Below are 15,208 nucleotides of genomic sequence, written 5' to 3' on the forward strand. Positions count from 1 at the left end.
TGATTTTTAGTTCTTTAAATTAGAATCCTACGCTTAGTCCCAATCTTACCGTTCTTGATCTAGGGTAAGAATCTGCATCTAAGCCTGGTGTCAGTTGGTTATTTCCAACACTAACATCTGGATCGTACCCTGAGTACTTAGTAAATACATGTAAGTTATCTACTGCACCATATACTCTACAGCTTTTTAGGCCAATAGCATTTTTTACCCTGGTAGGAAGTTCATAACCTAACGTTATATTACTAATTCTAAAATAAGATCCATCTTCTATAAATGAAGAGTAGGCCGTACCGTTAATACCACCATCACCATCTCCCCATATAGCAGGGATATCCGTATTAGGGGTCTCTGGTGTCCAGCGGTTGGCCACTCTACCGTACTTGTTCAAGAAAGGAATGGCTTGCGCTGTTCCTTTATTAAGACTTTTTAAATAAATGTCATTACCGTAAGACCATTGGGTTATAATGGAAAGGTCTAGATTTTTATATTTAAAGTTATTGGTAAAACCACCAAAGTGTTTTGGAAGTGCGTTACCTATAATTTTACGGTCATCAGAATTTACTATTCCATCTGCCTCATCAGGTATACCGTCACCATTGGTATCAACTGTTAGTTGATCTGCGAATTTTGGCATACCGGGTCTGTATTGAGTATTGTCCGGTTGTCCGGAAGATAGTACTGTTCCTTCTTTAAGTTCGTAAACTACGTCATACCATACAAGACCTTGGTCTTCGGCATCTTGTCTAACCTTAGCTGCTGCCTCTTCATTTGATAAGCCATCAAAAGCGGCAAAGTCACTATAATTATAGATACCATCAACTTCAAGGCCATACATTGAACCTAAAGATTCACCTACTTTTACAATGTAGTCGTCTTGTATTTGGTTGTCACCTATCGATCTTACCAAAAACTGATCGGCACCTCCTAGGTCTAAAACCTCATTATCATTAAAACTGATATTGAAATTAGAGGTCCAACTAAAATTCTCATTATCCACATTTACGGTGTTCAGCGCAAATTCAAGACCTTTGTTTTCAACAGAACCAAGGTTTTTAAAAACCGTTTTAAATCCTGAAGTAGAAGGTAACGGAACCTCAAGCAATAAGTCAGATGTTTCTTTACGATAGTAATCTGCTTCTAATGAAATCCTGTCATTGAACATCCCCAAGGACAAACCTGCATCGAATTGCTGGGTAGTTTCCCACGTCAACTCTTCGTTCGCTAATTGTGAGATAGAAGCACCTGTAACAATTTGGTTTCCGTTCAAAATAGCACTGGCAACTCCTGCCTGGGCAAAGGAGCGGTATGATCCAATGGCCGTATTACCGGTTTCTCCAAAACTTGCTTTTATTCTAAACCTGTTCAAAGTATTGCTCTCTTTTAAAAAATTCTCGTTTGCTACGTTCCAAGCAATACCTACAGAAGGAAAGAACCCGAATTTTTTACCTTCGGCAAATCTAGATGAACCGTCATATCTTGCACTGGCATTTAATGTATACTTACCTTTATAGTCGTACTGCACTCTACCAAGGTAGGACTGCAATGCCGTTTTGGTAAAGCCAGAAGAGTTAGGTAAGGTTTCTGTGGCAGAACCCAGGTTGTTAATGTTTACCCCTGGCAGATCAAAACCTGTTGCGGCTGAATTGTTGAATTCAAATGTATTCTGTTGTTCTTCATAAACCGCCGTAGCATTCAAAGAGTGGTCTCCATAAACCTTGCTGAAGTTTAAATTTTGCTCGGTTATTATACCAGTTCCCATATTGTTGTTTACGAAAGCTCTACCATTTGCTGTTCTACCCCAACTGATTTTCTCTGAAAAGTACGCGGTACCTTTAGTAGAGGATATATTACCTCTAACGGATGACTTAAAAGTAAGACCGTCCGCCAATGTATACTGCATATACACGCTACCGAAAGATTGAAAAGCGGTTCTATTATTACTGTTGAATTCTAGGGTGGCCAAAGGATTGGTAATATCACCATCTCTTACCGAGATTATTCTGCCGTTCTCGTCATATTCGGCATCATCATATCTATTGATACCTTGTACTGGAGTAAATAAAATAGCACTTGTAATAATACCGTTTCTACCATTTCCATTTTCATTGGCAGCATTTACGATACCATTATTTTTGTTTATACCTAAGTTAAGGTTCATACCGGCCTTTAATTTATCGCTAACATTTTGATTGATGTTTAGATTACCATTATATCTTTCAAAATCGGATGTTTTAACGATACCTTCTTGATTTAAGTAGGAGAACGAGGCTGAATACGTGTTTTTATCTCCACCGCCTGACATGGATACTTTGTAACTTTTGGTAATCGCCGGTCTGGTAATTTCTTTTTGCCAATCTGTAACCAATACACGAGAATCGCTTAAATCCAACGGTGTACCATCATCATATCTAAAAGCTCTGGTGTAAGTATCCTCAGCATCTGGGTTCCATGGGAAATAATCGTTCCAGAAATCTACATATTCTTGACCGGTCATTAAATCCAATGGTCTGGCCAATGTAGATACACCGGTAAACGTTTCAAAGTTTAAAGAAGCCCTACCTTTTTTACCTTGTTTGGTGGTAATGATGATTACACCGTTTGCACCCCTTGACCCATAAATCGCAGTTGCCGAAGCATCTTTAAGAACCTCTATTGATTCAATGGAGCTAGGGTCTATTGTTGAAAGTGGACTGGTAGAAGAGTTACCGATACCTACTGCAGTACTAGCGGTATTACCTTGTAGGGCAAAACCATCTATCACATAAAGAGGATCGTTGCTGGCCGTAATGGAACTACCACCCCTAATTCTAATATTAAAGCCAGACCCAGGTTCGCCACCGGACTGTACCACTTGTACACCAGATGCTCTTGCAGCAAGACCACCTTCAAAAGAAACTGGCTTTACCTTATCAAGTTCATCGCCTTTTACGGATACAATAGAACCGGTCAAGTCTTTTCGTTTAGAACTACCATAACCAATAATAACAACCTCGTCCAAGGCAGATACATCGGTAGTCATTACAACATTTAAATTGGTTTTGCCATTTATGGCTACTTCTTTGGCCTTATAACCTATATAGGTAAAGACCAACACATCGTTTGATTGAGCTTTAATGGTAAAGTTACCATCAAAGTCAGTAGCAACCCCAGAAGTGGTTCCTTTTACAATAACGGACACACCGGGTAAAGGACCCGATTCATCACTTACATTACCTTTAACATTTAAGTCTTGGGCATGCATAAATTGGACACTTATTATTGAGTAAAATAATAAGAACCAAAATGTTTTTGAGTTAAGTTGTGTTACTCGCATAGTTTGTTAATTTTCAGTTGCTGCAATATTTAAATAAATGTTAAATTTTTACGATACAAATGATTTAGAGAGCAGTACATATGGTTTTTGAAATAATAAATGGTAGTATTTTGGCGAATTGATAAAATTTGTGGTAAGCCATAAACCATCTGTGTTATCGGGGGTTAAATTAATTAGGTGATATTTTAGGCCTATGTTAAGACTTAGAACTACCTACTGTGATTATTGGCTGTTATTGGAATTTGTAATAAAACGATTGACGAAATATAATAAGTAAGAAAGCATAGGTGCTTACTGAAGCGCCTTAGTTCTTAGTTCGGGTTAACAGTATTACCCAATCTCCTTGGCTTTTCTTTGGTGCGCTGCCTAAATTTACTTTTTGACCGCCTTGCACTTTTTTAATTTTTGACGAAATTAATTTTCCGCCAATTTTTGGGTTGTACCACATTACTTTATACGGGTAATTGGATGCACTTAAGTCAATGTTCGCCGTAATTGCGTTGTTGAGATATACCACATAAGTATGGTTTTGTTTTGCCAAGCAGTATATGGTATTGTCGTTGTCCTTGTTGCCAACCAGTTCATTATGGTTGGTCATGTTCCAGTATTCAATATTGTTATTGTCAAAGAATTGTAAAGCATTATGGGCTTGATTCCAGAATAAATCACGTGAACGGTAATCTTCGCAGGTAAGGTCAGAATGTTCATGCTTGTATCCAAAATACCATTCGTTTCCCCAGCCGCCAGCCATAAGTGTTCCCCACAGTCCGTTTCTTCTGGCTAGATCATGATTTGGGTTTTCGGTATCAGGTAAAAGGGCATGTTGAGCGTCCCCTGGTTCATCTACGGCAACTGCCCATTGCTTGCCCGCATTTTTTGAAGCGGACAGCCAATGCAGTACTTCTTTATGGATACTTGCAAAATCCGCTCTATGTGTTTGCACAGAAGGTCCGGTGATACCAGAATCAACTCCCAATAAATCATCGAATTTTATACCGTTATGTATCACCAAATGATGGTTGTAAGGATCGTGGTTTTTAAAGTAATGAGCCATGGCAAGGCGCTGCATAGTATCTTGTGGTGGGGTAGTAGGGTTTTTTACCCATTCACCATTTTCTTCGCATAGATTCCAGTTCAGGGCCAGGTGATGTCCAAAACGCGCAATTAATTCTCTGTAATATAATTTACTGTTGGCACCAACACCACCATTATCCAACAAGCCTTGGTTTTCTACCTCTAAGGTTTTAAAGTGTAAAAACAATCCCATTTTCTGGGCATGTCTAAACACTATTTCCCATTGGTCCAGTTTAGAAACATCCATACGGTCCCAAGTATTGTAATCAACGTAGGGAAACACATTTTTGTCATCACCCTTAATATTGTTCGTTAAGAAAGAAAACGCATTAAGGCCTTTGCTAGATAAATAATTAAGTGCGCCGATCATTCCTTTGCCCTTATCATCTTTCCAGACAGGGTCATCGGTTTTCCAATCTTGAATATGTGGTGACCATGTTTTTATAAAATTATCTCCATGGCCGTCATTATGAAAAGTACCGTCAAAATCTGCATATGCCAGAAAATTCTCAGGTGCATCTGCACCTTGTTTTAAGAAGTATTCATTGGTTTCCGCAAATTTTAAATAACGCTCACCAACATATTGTAATCTACCCTTTGCCCTAAAGTCTTTACCTTCTTTGTCGGTAGGTGAGATGGTAAAACCGCCTTCATGACCATCCATAAATTCTGCGCTTACACCGGTATCTATTTTATCGCTTACAGCGCTCCAGTTTCCTTTTCTAAAATCAACTTTATAAATCCATTCTCCTATTTCATCTGGGGCAAAATGAACTTTCCATTTATTACCGGCTGTTGCAGAGGTCTCACCTGCATTTCCATCCGCAGCAAAATATCCTGGTACTAGATATGTTTTATTAGTGGTACTGTGCGTAAAAAGAACGTTGAGCCTGTAATTTGTAAAAGGGTTGAAATCTGCATCTTCAGAAGACTGTGGTCCATCAAAAATTATAGTGACTTTATGCCATTTTTTAAGCTCTCCTTGTAGCTGGTAATCCATATTTTTAGGGCTTTCTTGAGCGTACAATTGGTTTGCAAAAAAGTAGCTTAAAAATAGGAGCACAGTAATAATGATCTTAGAGCGTATCATGGCAACAGTATTGGTTAAAACTTTATTTTTCTTTAAGGGCTTTGTTTTGAGCCTCAATACGTTCTTGTTGCTTTTTGCTTAATCCGTATTCATAATAATCGCTTGGTTTGTAATGCCAAATATTTGAATGTGTTTTCATTTCTTGATCATCCACATCTAGGCTAAGGTCACAATCAAATCGCATTAAAATAGAATGTTGTTTGCCTTTTGTACCTGCGGTTATGGCATGCGATATTCCCCAAGTGATACCCTTGCCATAATCTGTATTGGTAAATGCATCTGGTACATACGGTCCGCCGGCAATTGGCATTAATGAATTGGTAATAGCGGCTATGGAGAAATTTATACCGTCGGGAGCATATTGTACGGTAAAATGTTCGTTACCGTCTTTAATGACCATTGCGGCAATACCTTCTTTAAAAGGAAACAATGTGGTTTCGTGACCTGAATTCAAAACCGGATTTAATGGGTTCTTTGTAAAAGGACCTAGTGGATTATCGGCTGTAGCTAAGCCCTGCATACGTACTAATCTAGGGTCGCCATCAAAATCTGACTTATAATACAGATATATTTTATCCTTGTAAACTAACGGGTATGGGTCGTGAATGGAAAATTGGTCCCATTCTCCTTTACCACCATTGGGTATTACGATTTTGTTGTGGGCCGTCCAAGGTCCGTCAGGTGAATCGGCATATGACACGGCAACAGGGCAATCATCGCCTCTTTTGCCACTAGCTTCCATAAAACCTTGATAATATAAATAGTACTTTCCTTTATAAACTAAAATATCTGTAGTTGATACGGATCGCCATCCTACATTAGGTTTTTCTGGTCTTTCTATGGCTACACCTTGTTCTTTCCAAGTAATGCCATCTTCGCTTGTGGCATACCAAATTTCGGCAAGGTCCCAATCGCTAGAAGGTATGGTGTCATTACTTTTGGCCGCACCTTGTGGAGGTGTACTGGTATGTCTATAGGTATACCAAACATAATATTTACCGTTATGAAATATAACTTTTGATGGATCTCTTCTTGATATTGTACCATCGCCATTGCTATAATCCAACCCTTTTAATTCGGTATATTTAAATTGGGAATATAGCTCGTTATCTTCTGGGCGTGGAGCTAAATATTGATCATAGTTACGTTGCATTGCCAAGCTTAGCGGTTGGTCAGGTTTCTCCTTAGGTAGATGAAACGGAAAAGCTTTTTGGGCATTCAAAGAACAACCTAAAAAGCCAGAACAAAGTAGTAAAGTAATGTACTTAAAAGCCATAATTAAATAGTGTGTTTGATTATGTTTTCAAGATAATGCAAATACAACCCGTTTAAATGAAGCGTAGCAGGCATTAGTGCAACAAGTGTTCAAAACACTACCACAAATGATTATTGAATGTTTAAAACAACATTGTTAGGGAGCTATAGCTTGGTTTTTTCGATATTTTCCCGGGGTAGTGCCGGTAATTTTTTTAAAGGTCCTAGAGAAGTAAGAGAAGTTTTCCATACCTATTTTATGGGCTATTTCTTCTAGGGAATGGTTAGTGGTCCATAACAATAATTGAGCACGTTCAATTCTTTTGGTCTGGATGTATTTTAAGGGTCTCATATTAAACTGTTGTAAAAACAACCTAGAAAAATGATCTGTACTCATATGGTACTTTTTTGCCAAATCCTGTACTTCTAGGCTTTGGTTCAAATGTTCGGCAATATAAACAAGGACATCATTTAATCTACCAGTAGAAACATTGGTATTGGTTGCTGGTTCATTTTCAATAAAGCGAGAAAGTAAAATGGTCAGTATACCTTGGGTCTCTAAATAACGTTGGGTGTTCATTTGGGCATTGTCCTTGTTAAATTGCAAAAGTTCTTGTGGTTTATGTGAGTAAGCTTTTGGGTCACTGTTTACAATTTTTCTTTTTGGGTACATCTGTGTTAGGCGTTCAAAGAATAAATGATCCCCTTCTTTTAGGGGAACTTCATATCTAAAAGACCGTAAATTGTATATAGAAAGCCCGGGTCTTATTTCTTCGAAGAAACTGATGTAAAACTGCTCATGATAATTTTCGCATTTGTACGTGTTGTATACATAGCTGGGTATAAGGTACATATGACCTTCTTTTAAAGTGTAGGTTCTGTTGTTGTGATAGAGGGTTGCAGACCCCTTGGTAACATAGCATAATCGTGTAAACGGACTTATTACATTATCAAAATTCCATGCTGTGTCAAGTTTGGCATAGCCGGTATGCAGTAAGCTTATTTTAAGGGATTGTAGTAGTTGAAGCATAAATAAAACATTTGTTGCACTTAAAAGAATATATGTACAGGTATCATCAGAACAAGTGAATTAACTTTAGTTACAACTAATTCAACGTACTGATGAAAAAAGATAATAAACACTCTAAGGTGGTAAAAAAGTCGGAATTGAACAAAAATACTTTTCAAGTTTCAAGAAGAAGTTTTATTACAAAAACAGCTTTGGCCGCCGGGGCGGTTACAATTGTTCCAAGACATGTATTGGGAAAAGGATTTACTGCTCCCAGTGATAAAATTAACCTTGGTTTTATAGGATTGGGAAAACAATCTAGGGGGCTGGCAAAGAACTTTATAAAGAACAATGCCGAAATTATAGCTTGTTCAGATGTTTGGACTACCAAAAACAATTGGTTTAAAAATCACGTAGCTCAAAATCAGTTGGAGATAAACAATTCTAACAGAAAAAATACGCTGACCTCTTATATCGACTATGCTGAATTACTTGAAAATTCAGCAATTGATGCAGTAGTCATTGCCTCGCCAGACCATTGGCATGCTAAACATGTAATGGATAGTTTAAAGGCGGATAAGGATGTCTATTGTGAAAAACCGCTCTCTCATAATATAAAGGAAGGAAGGGAAATGGTGAAAGCCGTAGAACGATCTGGTCGGGTGTTGCAAGTGGGCAGCATGCAGCGTTCCTGGGATAATTTTAGAAAAGCCTGTGAATTGGTTAGAAATGGTCATTTAGGTGAAATTAAGCGAGTTGAGGTAAATGTAGGAGACCCTGCAAAGGCATATGATTTAATGGAGGAAACTAAGCCAAATGAAATAGATTGGAACCATTGGTGCGGTCCTGCACCTCTGTTGAAATACAATCATAGGTTGGCACCATCTAGTAATGATGTTGATTTTTGGCCAGACTGGCGTTTGTTTCAAGAAACAGGTGGAGGTATACTTTCGGATTGGGGCGCGCATATGTTCGATATTGTTCAGTGGGCTTTGGGGATGGATGAATCAGGACCTGTAGAATTTGTTCCGCCTACGGATTCTACTGCGGTAAGAGGTTTAAAAATGTATTATGCAAATGGCGTTGAGGTAGAACACAAAGATTTTGGCAGGGGTTGGGGTGTTCGCTTCTTTGGTAGTGAAGGTCAAATGGATATTAGTAGAGGGTATTTTGAAACCACGCCAGCAAATTTGGTAGATACGGATTATGCTGCAATGAACATACAGTTAATTCATTCTGATAATCATTACGCCAATTGGTTAACTGCTATCAAAAATGGAGGAACACCAATTTGCAATGTAGAAACGGGACATAGAAGTGCCAGTATTTGTCACTTATCTAACATTGCTTATAAATTAAATAGACCGTTAGTGTGGAATCCTGAAAAAGAAAAATTTCATAAAGATTCCGAAGCGAATAAATTAAGGTCAAGAAAAGAACGAAAATTCTAAGATGAATTCTTGCATGTCGGAAATGTACAATTATTAGCCTTTTTTGGGCATGGTGCAAAAGTAACTGTTCTTATAGATTTGACTTAACGGAAAACAACATATGTAAATGCGAATGTTAAAACGATTTTTTCTCATACCAATAGTGGTGTTGGTAGTCTCTTGTGGCGGACCAGAGTTGCCAGAGGAAGTAGCGCTTGAATATGAGGCACTACCGAAAACATTAGATTTTAATCAGCATGTAAAACCTATTCTTTCAGATAAATGTTACCTATGTCACGGACCGGATGCCGGTAATATAAAAGGTGGATTGCAATTGCATTCCGCTGAGGCTGCATATTCGGAATTGTCTGAGAATCCTGGAAATTTTGCCATTGTACCTGGTAAATTGGAAAAGAGTGAAATGTTTCATAGAATTATCACTACTGATCCCAACCTGATCATGCCTTCTCCAGATTCCCACTTATCCCTTACCAACAAGGAAAAAGCGATGTTGGTAAAATGGATAGAAGATGGTGCCGAGTATAAAGATCATTGGGCATTTATAAAACCGGTAAAGCATAAAGTACCTGAAATTAAAAATGAAGATTTGGTAGCCAATCCTATAGATAATTTTGTTTTGGTCCAACTAGAGCCTTTAGATTTAAAATTATCGGAAAAGGCGGATAAGGAAACCTTGCTAAGGCGTGCGTCCATAGATTTAACGGGCTTACAGCCAACTCTAGAGCAAATAGAAGAATTTGTAAACGATGAGTCGCCCAACGCCTTTGAAAAACAGGTAGACCGTATGTTGGCTTCAGAAAAATATGGAGAGCAACGCACGTTAGATTGGATGGATCTGGCACGCTATGCAGATACACATGGGTATAGTGTAGACAGGTATAGAGATACGTCTCCTTGGCGAGATTGGGTGATCAAGTCATTCAATGAAAATATGCCATATGATCAGTTTATACTATGGCAGCTAGCAGGCGATATGTTGCCAAACGCAACACGTGAACAGAAACTGGCGACCACCTTTAATCGTTTACATCCGCAAAATATGGAGGGTGGTATCATTGATGAAGAATTTAGGGTAGAGTATGTTGCCGACCGCTCACATGTTGCCAGTCAGGGTTTTTTGGGTTTAACCATGGAATGTGCCAAATGTCATGACCATAAATACGACCCTATTTCTCAAAAGAACTATTTTGAAATGTTCAGCTTCTTTAACAATGTTGATGAAACAGGCCTCATTTCTTGGGATAATGCTACGCCCGTTCCTGCTATGATGATTCCTACGGAAGATCAAGAAAAGGTGCTGGCATATTTAGAGACTTTGGTTAATGAAAAAGAAGAAAAAGTGGTTAAAACTGTTCAGACCGAAGCAGAAAAAGCGGAAGAATGGCTAAAACAGGAAAAATATAAGAACATTTCAAATACTGAAAAACCTGGTGATTTAGTAGTCGCAATGGATTTTGATCAAGGAAAATTATTGAATACAATTGGTGGTAATGGTAAGAACAACATTCGTATGCGCCAAGAATTTGTAGATAATGAAAAACCGGTTTTCAAAGAAGGTAGTAGGGGCAAGGGGTTGCTAATGGATGGTGATACTTGGTTGGATTTAGATAAAATAGGTATTTACCAAAGAGCGGAGTCCTTTTCTATAGGGATAGAGGTGTTTGTGCCCAAAGACCTAGAAACCGGTGTTATTTTCCACAAAATGAATAGTCCAGAACTGCATAGTTTTAGAGGATATCACCTGAAGATAAAGGATAATAAGTTAGAAGCTTTATTGGCACATGTTTGGCCGGATAATGCATTGGTTGTAGAATCTGTAGAAGAAATTCCGAAGGAAAAATGGGTACAATTGACCCTTACTTATAATGGAACAAGTAAAGCAGATGGAGTTTCCATTTATATGGACGGGAAAAAACTGCGAACCAAAACTTTGTATGATAACCTATACAAAGACATCATCTTTCATGGATTACAATTATATGAAAACAGCCCTATCATTGAACCGGGCTTGCGTATAGGTGCAGTATGGCGAGGTAAAGGCATAGGTGGTGCCGTTGTAGATAACCTTATGGTTTTTGAAAAAGAATTGACACCTGTAGAAGTTTTGCAGATTTCCAATAAAGAGCAATTATCGACTTTAAAAGAGAAGTCTTATGCCAATTTAACGGCAGATGAAAAATCTGAATTAAAGGAATATTACATCTCGGTAAATTCTAGTTCATATAAGAAAGCTATAGAAGCTTTGGAAAAGGACCGTTTGGTACTTGCCGATAGTATGGATAATGTAAAACAGATAATGGTAATGAAAGAGAGCAAACAAAAAAGGCAGGCGTACCTTTTGGCTCGTGGACAGTATGACCAACCTACTGATTCTGTTTTTCCAAATACACCAGAAGCGATATTTCCATTTTCCGATAAGTTCGAAAAAAATAGAATTGGTTTGGCCAAATGGATTACCGATAGGGATAATCCACTGACGGCCAGGGTTACGGTAAACCGGTATTGGCAGCATCTTTTTGGAACCGGAATTGTAAAAACTGCCGAAGATTTTGGAAATCAGGGTGAATTGCCATCGCATCCTAAATTATTGGATTGGCTGGCCATTGAGTTCATGGAATCTGGATGGGACGTAAAGGCCTTGCATAAACTTATGGTAATGTCCAACACGTACCAACAGAACAGTATTGCCTCTAGCGAGTTACTGGAGCTAGATGGTGAAAACAGATTGTTGGCCAGAGGACCTTCCAAAAGATTATCCGGAGAAATGCTCAGGGACAATGCACTTTACGCTTCTGGTTTATTGAACGAAAAAATTGGCGGTGAGAGCGTGTACCCATATCAACCACCCGGATTATGGCGGGTCACCGGAGATGAATATGCACAGGGACAAGGAGAAGAACTTTATAGAAGAAGTATATACACCATTTGGAAACGGGCGGTACCACACCCCACGATTTCAACTTTTGATGTCCCATCTCGTGATCTATGTACCACAAGAAGACAAGAAACCAACACCCCATTACAAGCATTAGTGTTGCTGAACGACCCTACGTTTGTTGAGGCGGCCAGAGTACTCGGTAAAAAGATGATGGAGTATGATAGCATACCGCAGGGCATAGCCAAAACGTATAAAAAACTTACAGGAAGAACTATTAAGAAAGAAGAGTTGACCATATTAACGGAATTACAGCATACAGAATTTGAAAAGTTTAAGAACAACAAGGCAAAAGCACAAGGTTGGATAAGTATTGGTGAATATGCTATAGCACCTACGGATGATATAGCTCTGGTAGCGGCCAATGCCGTTGTGGCATCAACGATTATGAATTCTGATGCATTTATTACTAAACGATAAAAAAGAATATTATGTGCGACCATCATGATACATTACGTTCAAATAATAGGGATTTTCAAGAGATTGAAAAACAATTGGACCGTAGGCATTTTTTAAAGAAAACTTCTTTAGGTATCGGAGCTATGGCGTTGGGCAGTTTGCTCAGTGCAGATAAGGCATGGGGGGCAATTGGCAATCAAGGGGAAGCAATAAACAATTTCACGCAGAACAAGCTTGGTTTGCCCCATCATTTGCCCAAAGCAAAACGAATTATATACTTGTTTCAAAGTGGTGGTCCATCGCAATTAGATTTGTTCGATTATAAACCTGGGCTTGTAGATATGTTCGGTAAAGATTTGCCAGAATCCGTTATCGGCGGTCAACGACTTACAGGTATGAGTGGTAGCCAATCTACCTTACCCGTGGCACCGTCTATTTTCAATTTTAAACAATATGGCGAATCACGTGCTTGGGTTAGTGAACTAATGCCGCATACTGCCGAGATAGTCGACGATCTATGTTTTGTGAAATCTATGCAAACAGACCAAATAAATCATACCCCGGCCGTAACTTTTATGCAAACGGGTCATCAATTGCCAGGTAGGCCTTCAATAGGTTCGTGGTTGAGTTATGGTTTGGGATCTGATAATGAAAATTTACCGACTTTCATTACATTAATAAGTAAAAATGGCACTGGGCAGCCTTTAAAAGCCGGTTTGTGGGGCAATGGTTTCTTACCCACAGAGCATCAAGGGGTGCAATTTCGTTCTGGTAAAGACCCGGTATTATACTTGAATAATCCTGATAATTATGACGGCAACGATCGCAAAAAAATGTTGGATTATCTAGGGAAATTAAACGCAATTCAACATGATGCTTATGGCGATAAAGAAATACAATCTCGTATGGCTCAATACGAAATGGCTTTTCGTATGCAAACTTCTATTCCTGAAGTTACCGATACAAAAGATGAGCCAGAGCATATTTTTGAAATGTACGGTAAGGACAGTAAAGACCCGGGTACATATGCGGCCAACTGCCTAATGGCGCGTAAGCTATTGGAAAAAGGCGTAAAATTTGTGCAATTGTACCACCAAGGTTGGGATCAACATATTGGTTGTCCGGGTGGGGTTAAGTTCAAGGCAAAACAAACCGATCAGGCCACAGCTGCTTTGATCAAAGATTTAAAGCAACGGGGTATGTTAGAAGATACCTTAGTGGTTTGGGGCGGCGAATTTGGTAGAACGGTGTACTCACAAGGGCAATTGACAAAAGAGAATTATGGTAGGGACCACCATCCAAAAGCATTTACCATGTGGATGGCGGGAGCAGGCGTAAAACCGGGAATGACTTACGGGCAGACCGATGATTTTAGTTACAACGTAACCGAAAATCCGGTACATGTGCACGATTTTCATGCTACCTTATTGCACTTGTTCGGTGTTGATCATGAACGCTTGACCTTTAAACATCAAGGTAGACGATTTAGATTAACGGATGTACATGGCCATGTGGTCAAAGATATTTTAACCTAACAAACCAATTATGTCCACAAGACGAAATTTTATTAAAACTACTGGGTTGGCTAGCACAGCCATGGCAACTACATCTATGGCATTTGGCGCTACGGTTATTGGTTCTAAAAAGAATTCAGATCGTTTGTTGAATGAGACGGAAACCATTTTGGGTCATGGTGATTACAAGTATAAACTCACTAAAAATTGGGCACAGATTAGCGCTACCAGAATTCCTTTGTTGAACTGCCATGAAATGGTGATGGATAGCAAAGGAAGGTTGATTATGGTAGGAGACCATCCTCAGAACAACATCTTGATTTTTGATAAATCTGGTAAATTACTGGATTATTGGGGCACCGCCTACCAAGGAGGTCACGGGTTGACCCTGCATGACGAAGGAGGGGAAGATATGCTTTACATTACTGATTCTGGTTGGGCTTTAGGCAAAGGCAACCAAATGGTAAAACACAATGGGCGTGTAGCCAAAACTACCGTAGATGGTAGAGTGTTGTTTGATATTGGTCACCCTATGACCATTGGCGTGTATAAACCCAACGAGTCTTTTTGCCCAACGGAAACCGCCATTGGTCCCAATGGCGATATTTATGTAGCCGATGGTTATGGAGAAAGTAGAATAATTCAGTACGATAGTAATGGAAGGTACATTCGCCATTGGGGCGGAATGGAGAATCCGGACCCCAATTACAAACTGGTAAGTGCCCACGGGGTAGCTATAGACTATAGGGAAAAAGACAACCCTATGGTAGTAGTAACTTCAAGGTCACAAGAGTGTTTTAAATACTACACCTTAGATGGTGTGTATGTGAAAACTATAGAAATGCCTAATATGCAGGTATGCAGGGCAGTTTTTGATGACGATAATTTGTATGCGGGTGTTTGTTGGTCGCAACCAAAAGTAGGTAATACCAACTGGAAAGACCATACCGGGTTTGTGACCATAATGGAAGGAGATAAGGTAGTATCCAATCCTGGGGGTACTGAACCGGAATATAAAAAAGGGGTATTGCAAAAAAGCTATCAATTGGAAGAAAAACCCATTTTACACGGTCATGATGTCTGTGTTGATGAAGATAAGAACTTATACATCTGTCAATGGAACGCCAACCATTCCGCTCCCTATAAATTAGAGCGAGTTTAATATCGAT

General features: G+C 39.1%; 8 protein-coding genes. 4 read left to right on the forward strand and 4 right to left on the reverse strand.

The genetic code is table 11. From position 1 onward, the window contains the following. Nucleotides 1–19: 19 nt before the first annotated feature. The 4 genes from PXC01_RS13320 to PXC01_RS13335 form a co-directional block, all read right to left on the reverse strand. On the reverse strand, nt 20–3,241 hold the full coding sequence (locus PXC01_RS13320; RefSeq protein WP_276472779.1) for a SusC/RagA family TonB-linked outer membrane protein: 3,222 nt from the start codon (nt 3,239–3,241) through the stop codon (nt 20–22). 376 nt (nt 3,242–3,617) lie between these two features. Then, nucleotides 3,618–5,477: a DUF5060 domain-containing protein gene (locus PXC01_RS13325; protein WP_276472780.1), complete on the reverse strand. Its 1,860-nt coding sequence runs from the start codon at nt 5,475–5,477 to the stop codon at nt 3,618–3,620. Between the two features lie 22 nt (nt 5,478–5,499). Beyond that, the gene (locus PXC01_RS13330) at nt 5,500–6,753 is read right to left on the reverse strand and encodes a glycoside hydrolase family 117 protein (protein WP_276472781.1); all 1,254 of its coding nucleotides are present in this window, start codon (nt 6,751–6,753) and stop codon (nt 5,500–5,502) included. A gap of 135 nt (nt 6,754–6,888) precedes the next feature. Beyond that, nucleotides 6,889–7,761 (reverse strand): AraC family transcriptional regulator, encoded by an 873-nt coding sequence (locus PXC01_RS13335; protein ID WP_276472782.1) that lies wholly within the window; start codon nt 7,759–7,761, stop codon nt 6,889–6,891. 92 nt (nt 7,762–7,853) lie between these two features. Here PXC01_RS13335 and PXC01_RS13340 point away from each other — a divergent pair, with 92 nt between their 5' ends. The 4 genes from PXC01_RS13340 to PXC01_RS13355 all read left to right on the forward strand — a co-directional run bounded on the left by PXC01_RS13340 (nt 7,854) and on the right by PXC01_RS13355 (nt 15,201). Further along, nucleotides 7,854–9,191 (forward strand): Gfo/Idh/MocA family protein, encoded by a 1,338-nt coding sequence (locus PXC01_RS13340; protein ID WP_276472783.1) that lies wholly within the window; start codon nt 7,854–7,856, stop codon nt 9,189–9,191. A 106-nt stretch (nt 9,192–9,297) separates the two neighbouring features. Further along, the gene (locus tag PXC01_RS13345; protein WP_276472784.1) at nt 9,298–12,546 is read left to right on the forward strand and encodes a DUF1553 domain-containing protein; all 3,249 of its coding nucleotides are present in this window, start codon (nt 9,298–9,300) and stop codon (nt 12,544–12,546) included. Between the two features lie 11 nt (nt 12,547–12,557). Beyond that, nucleotides 12,558–14,060: a DUF1501 domain-containing protein gene (locus tag PXC01_RS13350; protein ID WP_276472785.1), complete on the forward strand. Its 1,503-nt coding sequence runs from the start codon at nt 12,558–12,560 to the stop codon at nt 14,058–14,060. A 10-nt stretch (nt 14,061–14,070) separates the two neighbouring features. Continuing rightward, on the forward strand, nt 14,071–15,201 hold the full coding sequence (locus tag PXC01_RS13355; RefSeq protein ID WP_276472786.1) for an NHL repeat-containing protein: 1,131 nt from the start codon (nt 14,071–14,073) through the stop codon (nt 15,199–15,201). Nucleotides 15,202–15,208 lie beyond the last annotated feature (7 nt).

The sequence above is a fragment of the Maribacter huludaoensis genome, from assembly GCF_029350945.1.
Classification (GTDB): Bacteria; Bacteroidota; Bacteroidia; order Flavobacteriales; family Flavobacteriaceae; genus Maribacter; species Maribacter huludaoensis.

Bases quoted from the DNA above. Each gene is read 5' to 3' on its own strand.
- PXC01_RS13320 (WP_276472779.1), bottom strand. From the start codon at position 3,241: ATGCATGCCCAAGACTTAAATGTTAAAGGTAATGTAAGTGATGAATCG.
- PXC01_RS13325 (WP_276472780.1), bottom strand. From the start codon at position 5,477: ATGATACGCTCTAAGATCATTATTACTGTGCTCCTATTTTTAAGCTAC.
- PXC01_RS13330 (WP_276472781.1), bottom strand. From the start codon at position 6,753: ATGGCTTTTAAGTACATTACTTTACTACTTTGTTCTGGCTTTTTAGGT.
- PXC01_RS13335 (WP_276472782.1), bottom strand. From the start codon at position 7,761: ATGCTTCAACTACTACAATCCCTTAAAATAAGCTTACTGCATACCGGC.
- PXC01_RS13340 (WP_276472783.1), top strand. From the start codon at position 7,854: ATGAAAAAAGATAATAAACACTCTAAGGTGGTAAAAAAGTCGGAATTG.
- PXC01_RS13345 (WP_276472784.1), top strand. From the start codon at position 9,298: ATGCGAATGTTAAAACGATTTTTTCTCATACCAATAGTGGTGTTGGTA.
- PXC01_RS13350 (WP_276472785.1), top strand. From the start codon at position 12,558: ATGTGCGACCATCATGATACATTACGTTCAAATAATAGGGATTTTCAA.
- PXC01_RS13355 (WP_276472786.1), top strand. From the start codon at position 14,071: ATGTCCACAAGACGAAATTTTATTAAAACTACTGGGTTGGCTAGCACA.